We start from the raw sequence: 14,918 nt of genomic DNA on the forward strand, positions 1-14,918 counted from the left end.
ATCTGCTCGTCGTTCTCGATGACACCGTTGTGGACGAGCGTGAAGCGGCCCGTCGTGCTCTGGTGCGGGTGGGCGTTCGGGACGCTCGGCACGCCGTGTGTCGCCCAACGTGTGTGACCGATGCCGATGGCGCCTTCCGCTTCGACCGGTACGATGTCACGAAGTGCGGCGATGCGACCGACTTCTTTGAACACATGGACATCATCACCGACGAGCGCGATTCCGGCTGAGTCATAACCTCGATACTCGAGCTTCTCCAACCCTTTTAATAAAATCTCTTTCGTTCCGATTTGACCAATCATTCCTACAATTCCACACATAACAATTCTCCTCATCGATTCGATTTCTCGAAAAAGGAAACGGGCTTTTTAGAGTGCTGTCAACGTGTTCCTCGTTGTCCGTCCGGTCACCCGAACGTTTTAAAAGAACACTTGTAGTCGTGACAGGCGACTAGGAGGCATCCGCCGAAAACTCGATAACCCCCAACCTCGTCAACTCCGAAGAGTTCTGGCGCTTTTCCCTTCATAGCTGGCCGTTTCTCCAGATACCCTTTCATGCTAGCCGGTCTCGATTGAATCCGAAAGTGTTTATGTCACAACAGAATCTGATACTTTTTTACTGTTCATGTAAAAGTCACCACTTTCACTAAAAAGCTACTTTTTTAAACAGGCTTGTCTCGTCGAGCTGGTTCGGTCATGATGGAAGTATCTATTAGATGAAGTGGAGGAATGGCTATGAATATCGTCTTTCTCGTCATCGGTATCATCTTATCGACCGCATCCAAATGGCTGCAAATCGAAGGACAGAGTGAAGTTGGGGATTTTCTTGTGTTTCCGGCCGCCTTTTTCTTGGCGCTCGCGCTCTTGTTCAGCTTCCCGTTCTTTAAAGAATGGTGGGATGACCCGTCGCTTCGCCCGAAAGCGTATCGTTTTGCTGGACTTGCTGCCGGCGGCGTCTTGTCATTCCAGCTCTTCGCCTGGCTCCTATTCGGTCAAGGCGAGTGGATCGGAAGTATGTTCTTGATCCCGTTCCTCATTTGTCTCTACTTCGTCATCCGCACGTTCAAATGAAAAAGGGGGAAGCGCCTAAGCGTTCCCCCTTTTTTAAGAGATGTCGAGATTGAGTAAGACTCCATAGTGATCACTCGGCAGCACGTCGGTGATTGAATCGGACGTCTTCCCAAACACGTCCACGCTCGAGATGAGCGGGACGTTCCCTTCGTCGTGACGCAATAACATCCAATCGTAGCGTGCTGGTTGTTTCTGCAAAGAATCCTGCTTCAAATACGGATTGTGTACATAATCCAGCGTCGGCTCATCCCCTCCACGATCACATGTGGCGACATCGATCCAACGATGTGCGGTCAAATCACGATAAATCTCCGACTGCGGATTGTCATTGAAGTCACCACATAATAGCTCGTAACGTTCTCCCTCACCGATCCACTTGCGGACCGCCTGCACTTGCGCTTCCCGAATGACCGGCGACCTCCAATTCAGATGGACGTTCGTCAATCCGAAAGCGTGACCTCCTGCTTGAAACGTCACCCGCATCGCACAGTAGTTCGCTTCTTCTACCTCGTGGTGCCAAATCGCATCATTCGTATCGAGGGGAATATTACTTAAGACAGCGAGCCCTTCATCGGGTGAGTCCGGATAGGCGAGAAATACGCAAAACGGATAGCCCGTTTCGTGGGCGATCTGCTCGGCTACACTGATGCCTTGCTCCCCTTCCACATGCGTTTTGACTTCTTGAAGCGCCAGCACATCGGCTTCAATCATCTTCACTGTGGCACAGATGGACTCGATCCGCTTCGACCATAATGTCGGATTGTTCCAGAGGTTGAACGTCGCAATCCTCATGTACTGGCTCCACTCTGTTGCAAATCTGTCAGCACGAATTGTTCGCTTTCTTGAAGCTGTTGAATCGTTTCGCTCAACTCACCGACCGTGTTGTCTAAATAGTAACGGTCCGGTGCACCCGAGCTTAGAAACTCGTTCCGCAATATGATGACCCGCTCCCCCATCTGCGCATCGCTCGGCCTATACTGATCGCGTTGGATGTGAACGTCTTGCTCCGCCCATAAGATGACGTAGCGTACTTCGACACCTTGTTCAATCCAGTGAACCGTGTAGCGCTTCACGTCTTGCCAAAAAGCGACCCAGTCCACGACGACGTCATACCCCGCCTCAAGAAAATTATCAGTCAACGCGACGATATTCTTCCAAACCAAATCGTTTGCCCGCTCTGATTCCCAAGGCCTTTCACGACCAGAGACTGCCATATGACTGATGTCATCCCCCGACACGTATGCACTCTTCTCCATGCTTTGAGCGAGCCATCTCGCCGTCGTCGACTTTCCGACACCAGCCGGACCTGAAATGATCCATACTTTCCGATTCATCATTATCCTCCTTAACATGTAAGAGGAAGCGCCTAAGCGCTCCCCCACTTTTGTTCTTCTCGCAATTCGGCTTCCGTGACGTAGTGCTCGTCGAGTTGAGCCATATGCCGCTCATACAGACGATGCTCAAGAATGGCGAGCATGTAAGCTCCTAGCCCAATCAACGCGAATGCTTGAAGTGAAATCCAATCCGTGAGCAATGCGTAAATCCACACTAGGAAGAAGGGTAGCGTCACGAGCCCAAAGATGGAGTTAAGATGGATGAGCCGCTTTGCTGCATCCGACTTCAAAAATTGTTTTTTAATATTCTCGCGTTGCCACATCTTACGAAAATCGGGAAGACCCGCTGCGATGCTGAGAAATATGACCGTCATGGGTGATAGCCAATTATACTCTAATGAGAAAAATAGAAGTGCGGCCAACACCGCTGACAAGAACACTTGTGTGGAATGCTTTCTCTGGTCGAACGCCGTCAATTCACGCATTTGGCTTCGTTTATCCATGACCTTGCTCCTTCTCGATGTCGCGCGCTTCCCGAATCAGTTTTAAATCCTCCCCCGTCAAATAATGGCCGTCATGCTTTTGGATGATGCGATCGAGCCATTTCCCGAAAAAGGCAGCTCCCCAGAAAAAGGCTTGCGACAACAAGAACGCCTGAAATGATTGCGGTTGTGGCGTCTCATAGAATACGACAATCCCGTAGTATCCGATTGCGCTAACCCCAATCAAATAAATCGTATACCGGAGCGTAAGCAATTTCCGTGCCTGTCCATTTTTCACGAACCGACGCCACATGAGAAATCGAGTCGTTTCGATGCTAATCATCAGAGCGAAAACCGACACTAAGAGCACAAGGATAAATGACTCGGGCATGTCCCAGTACGATGCGTAAATTAACATCCCAACGACCGCTGAGAAGACAGTTATACCGAAACCCCAACTCGTCCACTTCTCAAATCGAAGAATCGTATCAATCTGTTGTTTTGATTGTGGTGACAGTTCCATTCAACCCATCCTTTCGATCAATTCTTCATACGTCGGTGCATGAGGATCATGCTTTTTCAACTGACGTTCAATGAGTCGTTTCCGATGATTTGCAGTTAACCCCCAAATCCCAAATAGAAATCCAATCCCAATTCCAAGCGACTCCATTGTTAATAACGCCGTCATAAACGTGCCCATCAACAGCGCGCTAATCCACGTGTCCGCATATTCGACCTTTAGCCACTGTAAGCTTTTTGAGTGCGTCGAGACATAGCGAAGGAGACGGTATTGTTTATGCCCCATGAAAATAAGGAACACGGCGACGGTCCACATTAAAGGAATCAATAACATCTTTTCGAATAGAAGCGCAACAATCATTAATAGAATGTAGATGCCCAGAACCGCGCCCCCAAAGCGTTGAATTCGTTTAATCGATTGGACTTCTTTTTGAATAGAATATTCCATCCGCTCACCCCCTAAGCTGTTCGTATGTAGGAAGCCACACATCCTCTTCTTTCATCCGATTTTCGATTCGTATCGTCAACAACCCTGCTACTACGAGCATGAGCAGCCCACCTAGATACAGAACGTTCGACTCAAACAACTCACCACCATTTAAAGCGATAAAGAAGGCAATCGTATTGAAGCAGTCACTTCTTAATTGTTGGCGATAGCGATGCGTCAATTGTGGATTCAATGTCCGCCGCATCCGGGACCGTCGAATATACATGACATTGACGGGGACGAGCGCTAGTCCGGTATAGACAATTCCCCAAAACAGATGATCCGTCCATGCTATAACTGGAAGGACGACAATCAAGAATACACCGACAATCCCAAAGATGAGTTGATGGAACGAACGAAACCACGCCCGTTCCTGCTCGATGCGTTCTCTCATCGCGCTTCCTCCAATTCAAGGGCGCGCAAGATTGGATCACGGGCTTGTAGCGCCCGGTTCAAGCGGCGCGACACGACTTCGGCAATGATTCCCCAGATGACGACCGCGAACGCCCAATAGATGTTATCTTGACTAAAAATCAATAGCCCGCCGACCATGATGATGAGTACGCTCGTATTCACGATGTCGTATCCTAACTGCCAACGGAGCATTTTTTGTGCGGCTGACTCGAACAAAAACGACCGTCTCATCCGATATTTTGCGACGTCTGAAACGAGCAGGGCGACGCCGACAAGACCGAGCGGGACGGTGATCCACGTTGCCCGTCCAAAGAACATCAAAGCGAACGCCAGAATGACCACCCCCAATAAAGCGTAACCGATGCGTGTATGTCGTCGCTTCCATTCTCGTTCCCGTTCCATCCGAACTGATTGTGCCATGACCTTCTCCTCCTCACTCTTCTCTATTTTTATACGAAACCCTTTTGAATTCGTTTCGCAGATTTCAATGATTCTCTGTACAATCGTTCGACGTTTTTCAACAATTGCCGAAGGATTGTCCTCCACCCATATATAATTTCTGATATACTGATAGCGTATTCATACCTACAAATTTTCATGTGAAAGGTGCAGACCCTGATGTCCCCAAAGTATAAACAAGTCGCCGAACAGATTGAGACGGATATTATGAATCACGTCTATCAACATACGAACAAGCTCCTCACCGAGGACGAATACGCCACCAAGTACGGCGTCAGCCGCAACACGGTCCGAAAAGCAATCGAGATTCTCGTCAACAAAGGCTACGTCTATCAAGTGCAAGGGAGCGGCGTCTTCGTCCGTGACCATTATATGAGCGATTACGTGAACCTCGAGAAGTTGCAAGGTCTCACGAGCGACTTCAGTGGACGAAAAGTCGAGACGCGCGTGCTTGATTTTGAATTGACGACAGCGAACGATGAAGTCGCTGAACGGATGAAGTGCAACGTCGGGACACCCGTCTATTACGTCAAACGACTCCGTCTCGTCGATGACCATCCGTTTTCGGTCGAGGACTCGTATTTCCGAAAAGACCTCGTCGTCTATCTCGACCGGAACATCACGGAGAAGTCGATCTACAACTACTTCCGCAACGACCAAAAGCTCGCCATCGGTTTTGCCGACCGTGTCATTTACGCCGACTTTTTGAACGCAGCAGATGCTGAGCTACTTGGATTAAATGAAAATGACCCGGCCCTTCTCGTCGACAACACCGTCTATTTGACGAACGGTCAAATCTTCGACGTATCGCGCTCGACACATCATTTCCGCCATGTTAAGATGCTCAAAGTCTCTAACATCAAGTCCTAAACGCACTCGAGAGATTGTTCTCGTGTGCGTTTTTTTCGTTCGTATATTTTATAAAAGAAAGGGTTTACATGTAAGCGGTATCGTGATACTATCAATTTGTAGAATTTGTACCTATGAATTTTGGTTATCCATACAAAAAGGAGAGATACTATGGTTTCTGAAACAATCGAAATTACACCCGAAGATATTTTCGGTTTAATCGCTCTTTCAGGCGACGCCAAAGCGAGCTACCATCATGCGATGCTATTGATGCAAGAAGGCAAAGCAGAGGAAGCGGCTGAAGCGGTCAAAGCTGGGGATGCGACATTGAAAGAAGCACACGCCATCCAGACGAAATTCGTCACACTCGAGGCACAAGGGAAAACGGCTACGGTCGGCGTTCTCATGGTGCACGCGCAAGACCACTTAATGAACACAATTCTCGTCAAAGAGATGCTCGGCTATATGATGAACATGCAAAACGAAATCAACCAATTGAAAGGAATGGATCAAAAATGATGAAAATCGGACTCTTCTGTGCAGCAGGTATGTCAACAAGTATGTTAGTAGAAAAAATGAAAGCGGTTGCCGCTGAACGAGGCCTTGAGGCTGAAATCGCTGCTTACCCAGAATCAGAAATGGAAACGTACGTGGACAACCTCGACGTCGCGCTTCTCGGACCACAAGTCAAATACTTGCTCGCGAAAGGCAAACAAATCTGTGAGCCGAAAGGCGTTCCAATCGACGTCATCAACACAGTCGACTACGGCATGATGAACGGAACGAAAGTATTAGACCACGCGTTAAAACTCGCAAATAAATAAACTGAGGTGACCACTTTGAAAATGCCAAACAATTTCTTGTTCGGCGCCGCATCGGCTTCTTACCAAGTCGAAGGTGCATGGAACGAGGACGGGAAAGGACTCTCAAACTGGGACGTCTTCTCGAAAATTCCTGGAAAAACATTTGAAGATACGAACGGCGACGTCGCAGTCGACCATTACCACCGTTATAAAGAAGACATCGCACTCATGGCGGAGATGGGACTCGAATCATACCGTTTCTCGATCTCATGGCCGCGTGTCTTCCCGAACGGCACAGGTGAAGTGAACGAAAAAGGACTCGAGTTTTACAACAACTTGATTGACGAGTGCTTGAAGCACAACATCGTCCCATTCGTGACACTCTACCACTGGGACCTCCCGCAAGCGCTTGAAGAAAAAGGTGGCTGGAAAAATCCAGAGACGGTTGACGCATTCGTCCGTTTCGCCGATACTTGCTTCCAATCGTTCGGCGACCGTGTCCGTCACTGGATCACGTTCAACGAAGCGGTCATCTTCTGCTCACTCGGCTACTTGACTGGGGCACACCCGCCCGGCATCGAAGGCGACGTCAAAGGTTACTTCCAAACGACACACCACGTCTTCGTCGCTCACGCTCGTGCCGTCGAGTTGTTCAAACAAAACGGATACGTCGGCGAAATCGGAATCACGCACGTGTTCAACCCGGCTTTCAGCATCGATGACGCCGAAGAGAATAAGTTCGCTGAAATGCACGCGAACGCTTACTCGACGCATTGGTTCTATGATCCGATCTTGAAAGGTGAATACCCAGCGTACGTCGTGAAAGGACTCGAGGAGCAAGGCCTTCTCCCTGACATGACAGACGAAGAGCTCGACCTCTTGAAGCGCACGGCTTCGATGAACGACTTCATCGGCCTCAACTACTACAGCCCGCAACGCGTCATGAAAAATGACTCGGCGCTCGTCATGGCCGGTGGCCGCGAGAACTCGACAGGCCGCCCGGGTAACCCATCATTCGATGGCGTCTACAAAACGGTCATGATGGATGACAAAGTCTACACGAAATGGGCTTGGGAAATCTCACCGGAAGCGTTCCTTGACGGCATGCACATGCTCAAAGATCGTTACGGCGATGTGAAAATCTACATCACAGAGAACGGTCTCGGTGATGTCGACCCGATCGTAGACGGAGAAATCGTCGACGACGCTCGCATCGAATACATCGAAGGTCATATCCGCGCCGTGAAACACGCTGTCGAACAGGGTGTTAACGTCGCAGGTTACTATGCTTGGTCGGCTATCGATCTTCTCAGCTGGCTCAACGGATATAAAAAGCAATATGGCTTCATCTATGTTGATCACGCTAACGGGCTTGCTCGTAAGAAGAAAAAATCGTTCTACTGGTACAAAGACATTATCGCTACTCGCGCTGAAAACCTATAAGGAGGTTCCCCATGAGCCGCTTAGAAACCGTATTTGAAAAATTCACGCCAGGGTTCGTTCGTTTCGCGAACGCCAAGCCCGTCCTTGCTATTAAGGACGGGTTCATCCTGACGATGCCGATGACGATCATCGGGTCATTGTTCTTGCTCATTCTTGCTCTCCCAATTCCAGGTTGGGCTGACTTCATGTCAGGATTGTTCGGAGCCGATTGGACGCTTCCACTCACGCAAGTCGTCGGTGCGACGTTCGACATTCTCGCTTTAATCGGTGTATTCGGAATCGCTTACTCGTATGTTAAAAACGAAAAAATCGAAGGTGTACCAGCTGGTATCCTCGGGATCATCTCGTTCTTGATCATCACGCAAGCGTCTGTCCTCTCTGAAGGTGGAGAAACAGTCGGCGGAGTCATCCCGAAAGTATGGACAGGTGGACAAGGTGTCCTCGCTGCCATCGTCGTCGGATTGGTCGTTGGATTCATTTATTCGCAGTTCATCAAACGCGGCATCAGCATCAAAATGCCTGACGGTGTTCCACCAGGCGTATCGAACTCATTCTCAGCACTCGTTCCTGGTCTTGCGATTATCACACTTGCGGTCGCGACATTCGCGATTTTCCAAGCGGTTGCAGATCGTACGTTCACAGAAGTCGTCTATGACGTGCTTCAAGCACCACTTCAAAACTTGACAGACACACTTGCTGGAGCCGTTATCATCATGGTGCTCATGTCAGTCATGTGGTGGTGTGGAATTCACGGTGCTGCCATCCTCATGGGGATTATGGGACCACTCCTTACAGCAAACGCGCTTCAAAACCAAGCACTCATCGATGCGGGTGAAACACTCGTTGCCGGTGAGAACGCGAAAATCGTTACCATCCAGTTCCTCGACGTCTTCACGAAGCTCGGTGGATCAGGAATCACAATCGGTTTCATCATCGCGACACTCATGGTCGCCCGTTCGGCTCACTTGAAGCAACTCGGTAAGCTCTCGCTTGCACCAAGTCTCTTCAACATCAACGAGCCGGTCATCTTCGGGATGCCGATCGTGTTCAACCCGATCATGTTCGTACCGTTCGTTATCGTTCCTGCCATCGCATCGTTCATGGTGTACTTCTCAATCCTTTGGGGCTGGGTCGACCCGTTCAACGCACTTCAAGTGCCATGGACAACACCACCGATCATCTCTGGTTTCTTAATCGGCGGATGGCGTGCAGCGCTCTTGCAAATCGTTACGATTGCGATGGCCGTAGCCGTCTACCTCCCGTTCGTCCGCATGCAAGACCGCGTCTCGTACGGCGAAGAGTTGAAAGCACAAGAAGACGCAGACAAAGCGTCAGCCTAAGCAAATAACGACAGCCCTTCTCAGCGATGAGAAGGGCTGTTATATTTAGGAAAATGAGTATGAGAGTTGGTACATAGATGAAACGAAATTATACGGTCACGTTCTGCTTATTGATGAGCGCCTCGTTCCTCGCCGGCATCGCTCTAGAGTCTGTCGTCCCGTTCGTACTAGGAGTCGTCTGTCTGTTCGCAGCTGGCGTTCAAGCCAGGAAAGAAATCATTCATTAACAAGCAGCCAGCCTATTCGTAGCGCTGGCTGCTTTCGATTACAGATCTCGAATCGGATATGCGTCGGCGATTGCCTGTAACCCTTCCAAAAAACGCGTCACATTGCTCACAGACGTCTCAAACGTGAACGCAAGCTCCTCAGACTCACCTTCAAGCGGATGCTCGAGATACCCCTTTACCGTGACCTCATCCCCATCTCCGTCTCTTCTCGTCACTGTCAAGCTGACGAATGGTTCGGTCGGCTCAAACTCGACTTCGGATACGTCGCCCGCTACGAATGACTCGAACATTGGTATGTAGTGAGCCACGAGCAGACTGTCGAGCATGACGTCATCGAACGTGATGCGATGGTCCGGCGTATGGAGCCCGACCCAATTACGATGCCAGGCCGCGTCATGGATGTTGTCGGCGTCCGGATAGGCATACGCATAGCTCTCGATTGTCACATCACATGACTCGTCACGCGACATCAATTTGGCGATGGGCATCGTTATCCGTCCTTCCTGAGCGAATAACCGTCAATCTCCTGCAAACGCATCCGTTTCTGATCCACCGCTGCGTGGACGATGACCGTCACTCCTGGGTTGAGCTCCATCATCTTTTTGATTTTCGTCAAGTCGTCTCCTTTAATCTCGACTGGCAGGATAAACTCACCTTCCTTCAAATGGATGAACTTGATTTTCCCTTTGTCGTCATACCCTGTCACTTCGTACGTCGCATACTCGCGTTTCATTTGAACGGCCCCTTTCATTTGTTGTCCTCTTCTATACGTTCCCTGACCGAATACGTTCCACACAAAAAATCCATCCCTGTAGCGGCAGGGATGGATCCATCTTACGCCTCGACGCTATCCGCGTGTTTGGCTTTATGATCGCCGATGACTCCAGCGTACCATTTCGCGCTGTCTTTCCAGACGCGCTCTTGCGTGTCGAAGTCGATGTAGAGAATGCCGAAGCGTTTCTCATAACCGAAGCTCCATTCGAAGTTGTCCATGAGCGACCAGAGATAATATCCGGCGATGTTCATGCCTTCGTCGTTCAAGTCGGATACGGCTGTGAGGTGCTTTTTAACGTAGTCGATGCGTTTCACGTCATGGACTTCGCCGTTCTCAAGCACGTCGTCGTAAGCCGCGCCGTTCTCTGTGATGATGATTGGAAGGTCTGTGTACTCGTTACGTAAGCGACGGATCAGGTCTTTGAATTCGTTCGGGGCGATATCCCAGCCCATGCCCGTCTTGTCGTAATCGGAGTACGCAGCCACCGTCATGAAGTCGTTCGCCGCGCTGAACTCAACGAGTCCGCGGCTGTAGAAGTTGATGCCGAAGAAGTCGCACTCTGTCGAAATCGTCTCCATGTCACCTGGTTTGATGAAATCGTACGTGTGAACATATTTCGCGAACAAGTTCATCATATCGACCGGATATTGACCTTTGAACACTGGATCGAGGAACCAGCGATTCGAGTAACCGTCCGAGTTGTTTTGTGCGAGTCGGTCATTCACCGAGTCCGTCTTCGCATAGACCGGTGACAAGTTGAGCGTGATACCGATTGGCGTCGTCGACTTCAACTCTTGTTTCAATAATTCGACCGCTTTCCCGTGCGAGAGAAGCATATGGTGCACAGCGCGGACCGCTTCGTTCATGTCGCGATGGCCCGGTGCGTGGACACCAACGTGGTAGCCGAGGAATCCAGCACACCATGGCTCGTTGTGTGTGATCCATGAGTCGACGATGCCGTCGAGTTCATCGAAGCACACTTTGGCATAGTCGAGGAACCAGTCGACCGAGTCGCGGTTCACCCAGCCCCCTTCATTGTGGGCCCACATCGGGAGATCCCAGTGGTAGAGTGTGACGGCCGGCTTGATGCCTTCCTCACGGAGGCGTGTCGCCAGCGTCTTATAGAACGCCATCCCAGCTGGGTTGAACTCACCTTTCGCCGGGAAAATGCGCGGCCATGCGATCGAGAAGCGATACGTGTCGACACCGAGCTGTTTGATATGCTGGATGTCTTCTTCGAAGCGGTGGTAGTGGTCGCAGGCGACGTCACCGTTATGCTTCTCGAACACGCGTCCGTCGATGTCGCAGAACATGTCCCAAATCGACGGAGTGCGCCCGTCCTCGTTATGCGCGCCTTCAATCTGATACGACGAAGTCGCGGTCCCGAAGACGAAGTCTTTGTTAAACTGCATAGTCAATTCCTCTTTTCTCTCTAGTTATTCTTTGACCGCACCAGCCGAGATACTGCTGACGATGTATTTCGACAAGAACAAGAAGGCGATCATGATCGGTACGACCGAAATGGCGATACCGAGGTAAAGGGCACCGAGGTTCTCGGCGACTTGCGATCCTTTCAAGAAGCCCATGAGGACCGGCAACGTGTACTTCTCAGGTGAGAACAAGAGCACGAGCGGCATCAAGTAGTTGTTCCATGAGCCGATGAACGTGAAGATCGACATCGTCGCGACGGCCGGCATCATCATCGGGAGCGCAATCGTATGGAAGATGCGCAGTTCGCTCGCTCCATCGATGCGCGCCGCTTCAATCATACTGACGTGCAGCGTCGCTTGCGTGTACTGACGGATGAAGAAGACGACGAACGGACTGGCGATTGATGGGATGATGAGCGGGATGAACGAATCGAGAATTCCGAGCGTTTTCGAAATCTCGTAGAACCCGATAAGTCCGAGTTGCCCTGGGACCATCATCATGACAAGCATGAAGATGAACATCACGTTTTTCCCTTTGAAGTTGTAGAAGGCGAATCCAAATGCAGTCATCGCTGAGAAATAACCAGAGAGCAACGTCACGAGCACCGCGACGATCAAACTGTTTTTGAAGCCGGTCCAAATGTTGATATAGTCGCTCAAAATCGCATAGTTGTCGACGAGTGCCGATCCGGGGATGAGCGAGAAACCAGACATGATTTCACCGTTCGTCCGCGTCGCGTTGACGAGCATCATCAAGAACGGGATGAAGCAGACAATCGTCAAGATAATCAAGCCCGTGTAAATCAAGCCACGGCTGAACCATTTCTTTTTCGGTTTCTTACTTGGCGGTAGCACGCGAAGCGGTTTCTCCTCGCGCGGCGGCTGGACTTCGCTGTCGGCGAGCATACGCCGTGATTCTGCATTTTGTTCCATTGCTTATGCTCCCTTCTGCGCAGCGCGTTCTTTACGGAACATCCCTTTGAAGACGATCGCCGAGAAGACGAGTGTAATCAAGAACAAGCCGTAAGCGACCGCTGCCGCATAGCCATAGTTGTTATACTTGAATGCTTGGTTGTACAAGTAGAGAACCATCGTGTTCAGTGAGCCATCTGGTGCGCCGATTCCATCCGTCAATAAGAGCGGAAGATCGAACAGTTGAAGACCACCGATGAGCGATGTGATCATGATGTACAAAAGAATCGGTTTGAGTAATGGGACCGTGACGTTCGTAAACATCTGCCAACGGTTCGCGCCATCGATATGGGCGGCTTCGAAGAAGTCTTGTGAAATCCCCGATACACCGGCCATGACGATGATGAACGAGTGACCGAACCACATCCATGTCAAAATGAGTGAGACGGACAGTTGTGCCGTCACCGGTTGCGATAACCAATTGATCGGGTCAGAGATGATACCAAGTTTCAAGAGCATCATGTTGAGTGATCCATGCTGCCAGTCGAGCAAGATTCCGAACAAGAGTGCGACCGAACTGATCGTGATCAAGTTAGGAAGATAGAAGAATGAACGGAAGAACGCGAGGCCCTTCAACTTCAAACGTAAATCTGAGAACAAGAGCGCGAGTGCCAGTGCGAGACCGATTTGCAAGACAAAGTTTATTCCCCAAATCTTGATCGTATTGACGAACGCCTCGATGAAGTATGTGTCTGTCAACAGGCGCGCGTAGTTCGCAAAGCCGACGACCTCTTCTCCTTGGCTGCCGGTATAGTTGGTGAAACTGTAGTACAGGGTCAAGAAGACCGGGTAAATACTGAATGTCAAAAAGACGACCCAAAATGGGGCAATAAACGCATAGCCGTAACGGTCTAGTTTTTTCACGTCGTGTTACTCCTTCCATAGCAACCCTTCAGGGGGGGAAATCCCCCCACGGGTTAGCTGGCCTCAGTCAACTGTAATGTCTGGGTAAGCGTTCTTCGCTTGTTTTTTGAACTCTTCAATCGCTTCTTCTTTCGACTTCTTACCTTCTACGTATTGAAGGACTGAAGCGCCGTAGAGCGTGTCGAGCTGTTGGTCGTATTTCGTGACGATCCCTGGTGTGATTTCATCCGCTTGGTCAAGGAAGAACTCGTAGTTGTTCTGTCCGCCGAGGAACTCATCGCTGAAGTCGTCTTTGATTTTGTCGGTAACTGGTTTGTAAGCGAGGACGTCGCCTGTCTCTTCAGCCCAGTCAGTCAAGAACTCTTCGTCTTGTGTCATGAGCTTAACGAAATCGTATGCAGCTTCTTTGTTTTTCGATCCTTCGTACACACCGAGCCATGTGCCGCCCCAGAAGTACGGGCTTGGACCGTTCGTGACTGCCCAGTCACCAGCTGTGTCTTTCGCGCTGTCTTTCAAGACGCTGTGAAGACCCCATGTTGGGAGGACGTAAGAGAAGACTTGTGTCTCTGTCTCTTTGCCGCCTTCTTTAACTTTGATTGGCTTCGACATGCCTTCGAACCAAGATGGTGACCATTCTGGAGCGAGCGCCGTGTATTGTTTCTCACGAAGCTCTTTCGCGTAGTCCATGTAGTTGATTTTATCTTCTGTCAACACAAGTTCGTTCTTATCGTTTACCCATGCTTCTGGGTTCGCGCCTTGTGAGAACCAACGGATCGCGCCTTCGTCTGGGAACATTTTGTAGCCTTTTTGCTTCATCTTCTCAGCAACTTCGAAAACGCCGTCCATCGAGCTCATCATGTTGCCGATTTCAGTCGGATCGTCCGTACCGAGGACTTCTTTCGCTAAGCTACGTTTGTAGTAGACGCCACCTGGTGTCGTTTGCCATGAGAGAGCGCGCACGTTGCCATCTTTATCTTTCCCGAGGTCGAAGACGTAAGGGATGTAGTCGTCTGAGATTTCATTGACGTTGTAAGGCTCGTCTGAAAGGTTTTCCCAGTAGCCTGCGTCAACCCATTGCTTGAGGAACGCGATTTCGCCTGTGAAGACGTCCGGTGCCCCAACGCCGCTTTCAAGTGCCGGCTTAAGTTTTGTCGGATAGTCCGCGATTGGAACGATTGTCAATTCGACCTTGACGCCGTTCTTCTCTTCGTATGTTTTGATTGGTTCTTTGAGCTCATCCGTGAACGACCAAACTTTAAGTACGTCGTCTTTGCCGTTTGACGATTCTGAAGACCCTTCGTCATTTGAGCATGCGCCCAAGACACCGACTGATAGTGCTCCGATAGAGAGTAAGCTAACTAATTTTTTACGCATGTGTGAACCATCCTTTATAAGTGTTTTTGAGAAAGCGTTTACAAGAAGAGGTAAATAATTGTCGAAAGCGCTTTCG

At 50.0% G+C, this 14,918-nt stretch carries 20 protein-coding genes and 1 pseudogene; 7 read left to right on the forward strand and 14 right to left on the reverse strand.

The genetic code is table 11. From position 1 onward, the window contains the following. Positions 1 to 320, reverse strand: a pseudogene (locus M467_RS0115750) (glutamine--fructose-6-phosphate transaminase (isomerizing)); the annotation flags it as partial. Between the two features lie 414 nt (positions 321 to 734). Between M467_RS0115750 and M467_RS16785 the strand changes: the two are divergent. Next, positions 735 to 1,070: a hypothetical protein gene (locus tag M467_RS16785; protein ID WP_021065292.1), complete on the forward strand. Its 336-nt coding sequence runs from the start codon at positions 735 to 737 to the stop codon at positions 1,068 to 1,070. Between the two features lie 33 nt (positions 1,071 to 1,103). Here M467_RS16785 and M467_RS31555 read toward each other — a convergent pair whose 3' ends face one another. From M467_RS31555 to M467_RS16820, 7 genes are read right to left on the reverse strand one after another with little or no spacing between them, the layout of a single operon-like run. Continuing rightward, entirely contained in the window at positions 1,104 to 1,862 is a 759-nt protein-coding gene (locus M467_RS31555; RefSeq protein ID WP_021065293.1) for an endonuclease/exonuclease/phosphatase family protein, read from the reverse strand. Continuing rightward, a complete protein-coding gene (locus M467_RS16795) occupies positions 1,859 to 2,404 on the reverse strand; it encodes a P-loop nucleotide/nucleoside kinase family protein (protein ID WP_021065294.1) in 546 nt (181 codons plus the stop codon). Before M467_RS16795 ends, M467_RS31555 begins: the two co-directional genes overlap by 4 nt. 32 nt (positions 2,405 to 2,436) lie before the next feature. Beyond that, positions 2,437 to 2,907: a hypothetical protein gene (locus M467_RS16800; protein WP_021065295.1), complete on the reverse strand. Its 471-nt coding sequence runs from the start codon at positions 2,905 to 2,907 to the stop codon at positions 2,437 to 2,439. Next, positions 2,900 to 3,409: a hypothetical protein gene (locus M467_RS16805; RefSeq protein ID WP_021065296.1), complete on the reverse strand. Its 510-nt coding sequence runs from the start codon at positions 3,407 to 3,409 to the stop codon at positions 2,900 to 2,902. The genes M467_RS16800 and M467_RS16805 overlap by 8 nt, the downstream gene beginning before the upstream one ends. Further along, the gene (locus M467_RS16810; RefSeq protein WP_021065297.1) at positions 3,410 to 3,853 is read right to left on the reverse strand and encodes a hypothetical protein; all 444 of its coding nucleotides are present in this window, start codon (positions 3,851 to 3,853) and stop codon (positions 3,410 to 3,412) included. Positions 3,854 to 3,857: 4 nt separating this feature from the next. Then, positions 3,858 to 4,286, reverse strand: a complete 429-nt coding sequence (locus tag M467_RS16815) for a hypothetical protein (protein ID WP_021065298.1) — start codon at positions 4,284 to 4,286, stop codon at positions 3,858 to 3,860. Beyond that, positions 4,283 to 4,726, reverse strand: coding sequence for a hypothetical protein (locus tag M467_RS16820; protein ID WP_021065299.1), 444 nt, complete (start codon positions 4,724 to 4,726; stop codon positions 4,283 to 4,285). Before M467_RS16820 ends, M467_RS16815 begins: the two co-directional genes overlap by 4 nt. A gap of 198 nt (positions 4,727 to 4,924) precedes the next feature. Here M467_RS16820 and M467_RS16825 point away from each other — a divergent pair, with 198 nt between their 5' ends. The 6 genes from M467_RS16825 (at position 4,925) to M467_RS31720 (ending at position 9,427) form a co-directional block, all read left to right on the forward strand. Further along, complete coding sequence (locus M467_RS16825) at positions 4,925 to 5,635, forward strand: GntR family transcriptional regulator (RefSeq protein ID WP_021065300.1); 711 nt, start codon at positions 4,925 to 4,927, stop codon at positions 5,633 to 5,635. Positions 5,636 to 5,785: 150 nt separating this feature from the next. Beyond that, positions 5,786 to 6,133, forward strand: coding sequence for a PTS lactose/cellobiose transporter subunit IIA (locus M467_RS16830; RefSeq protein ID WP_021065301.1), 348 nt, complete (start codon positions 5,786 to 5,788; stop codon positions 6,131 to 6,133). Further along, positions 6,130 to 6,438 carry a PTS sugar transporter subunit IIB gene (locus M467_RS16835; RefSeq protein ID WP_021065302.1) on the forward strand — a complete coding sequence of 103 codons (309 nt, stop codon included), beginning with the start codon at positions 6,130 to 6,132 and terminating at the stop codon, positions 6,436 to 6,438. The genes M467_RS16830 and M467_RS16835 overlap by 4 nt, the downstream gene beginning before the upstream one ends. Before the next feature lie 15 nt (positions 6,439 to 6,453). Then, positions 6,454 to 7,860: a GH1 family beta-glucosidase gene (locus M467_RS16840; protein ID WP_031199766.1), complete on the forward strand. Its 1,407-nt coding sequence runs from the start codon at positions 6,454 to 6,456 to the stop codon at positions 7,858 to 7,860. 11 nt (positions 7,861 to 7,871) lie between these two features. After that, positions 7,872 to 9,200 (forward strand): PTS sugar transporter subunit IIC, encoded by a 1,329-nt coding sequence (locus M467_RS16845; RefSeq protein WP_021065304.1) that lies wholly within the window; start codon positions 7,872 to 7,874, stop codon positions 9,198 to 9,200. A 77-nt stretch (positions 9,201 to 9,277) separates the two neighbouring features. After that, positions 9,278 to 9,427 carry a hypothetical protein gene (locus M467_RS31720; protein WP_021065305.1) on the forward strand — a complete coding sequence of 50 codons (150 nt, stop codon included), beginning with the start codon at positions 9,278 to 9,280 and terminating at the stop codon, positions 9,425 to 9,427. Between the two features lie 38 nt (positions 9,428 to 9,465). Here M467_RS31720 and M467_RS16850 read toward each other — a convergent pair whose 3' ends face one another. The 6 genes from M467_RS16850 to M467_RS16875 form a co-directional block, all read right to left on the reverse strand. Then, a complete protein-coding gene (locus tag M467_RS16850) occupies positions 9,466 to 9,915 on the reverse strand; it encodes a WapI family immunity protein (protein WP_021065306.1) in 450 nt (149 codons plus the stop codon). Positions 9,916 to 9,917: 2 nt separating this feature from the next. Continuing rightward, the gene (locus M467_RS16855; RefSeq protein WP_144060641.1) at positions 9,918 to 10,160 is read right to left on the reverse strand and encodes a hypothetical protein; all 243 of its coding nucleotides are present in this window, start codon (positions 10,158 to 10,160) and stop codon (positions 9,918 to 9,920) included. Positions 10,161 to 10,261: 101 nt separating this feature from the next. Then, a complete protein-coding gene (locus tag M467_RS16860) occupies positions 10,262 to 11,614 on the reverse strand; it encodes a GH1 family beta-glucosidase (protein ID WP_021065308.1) in 1,353 nt (450 codons plus the stop codon). Between the two features lie 24 nt (positions 11,615 to 11,638). Continuing rightward, the gene (locus M467_RS16865) at positions 11,639 to 12,565 is read right to left on the reverse strand and encodes a carbohydrate ABC transporter permease (protein WP_021065309.1); all 927 of its coding nucleotides are present in this window, start codon (positions 12,563 to 12,565) and stop codon (positions 11,639 to 11,641) included. Positions 12,566 to 12,568: 3 nt separating this feature from the next. Then, complete coding sequence (locus M467_RS16870) at positions 12,569 to 13,468, reverse strand: carbohydrate ABC transporter permease (RefSeq protein ID WP_021065310.1); 900 nt, start codon at positions 13,466 to 13,468, stop codon at positions 12,569 to 12,571. A 63-nt stretch (positions 13,469 to 13,531) separates the two neighbouring features. Next, a complete protein-coding gene (locus M467_RS16875; RefSeq protein WP_021065311.1) occupies positions 13,532 to 14,842 on the reverse strand; it encodes an ABC transporter substrate-binding protein in 1,311 nt (436 codons plus the stop codon). Positions 14,843 to 14,918 lie beyond the last annotated feature (76 nt).

It is taken from the genome of Exiguobacterium chiriqhucha RW-2, from assembly GCF_000416965.1.
GTDB lineage: Bacteria > Bacillota > Bacilli > Exiguobacteriales > Exiguobacteriaceae > Exiguobacterium > Exiguobacterium chiriqhucha.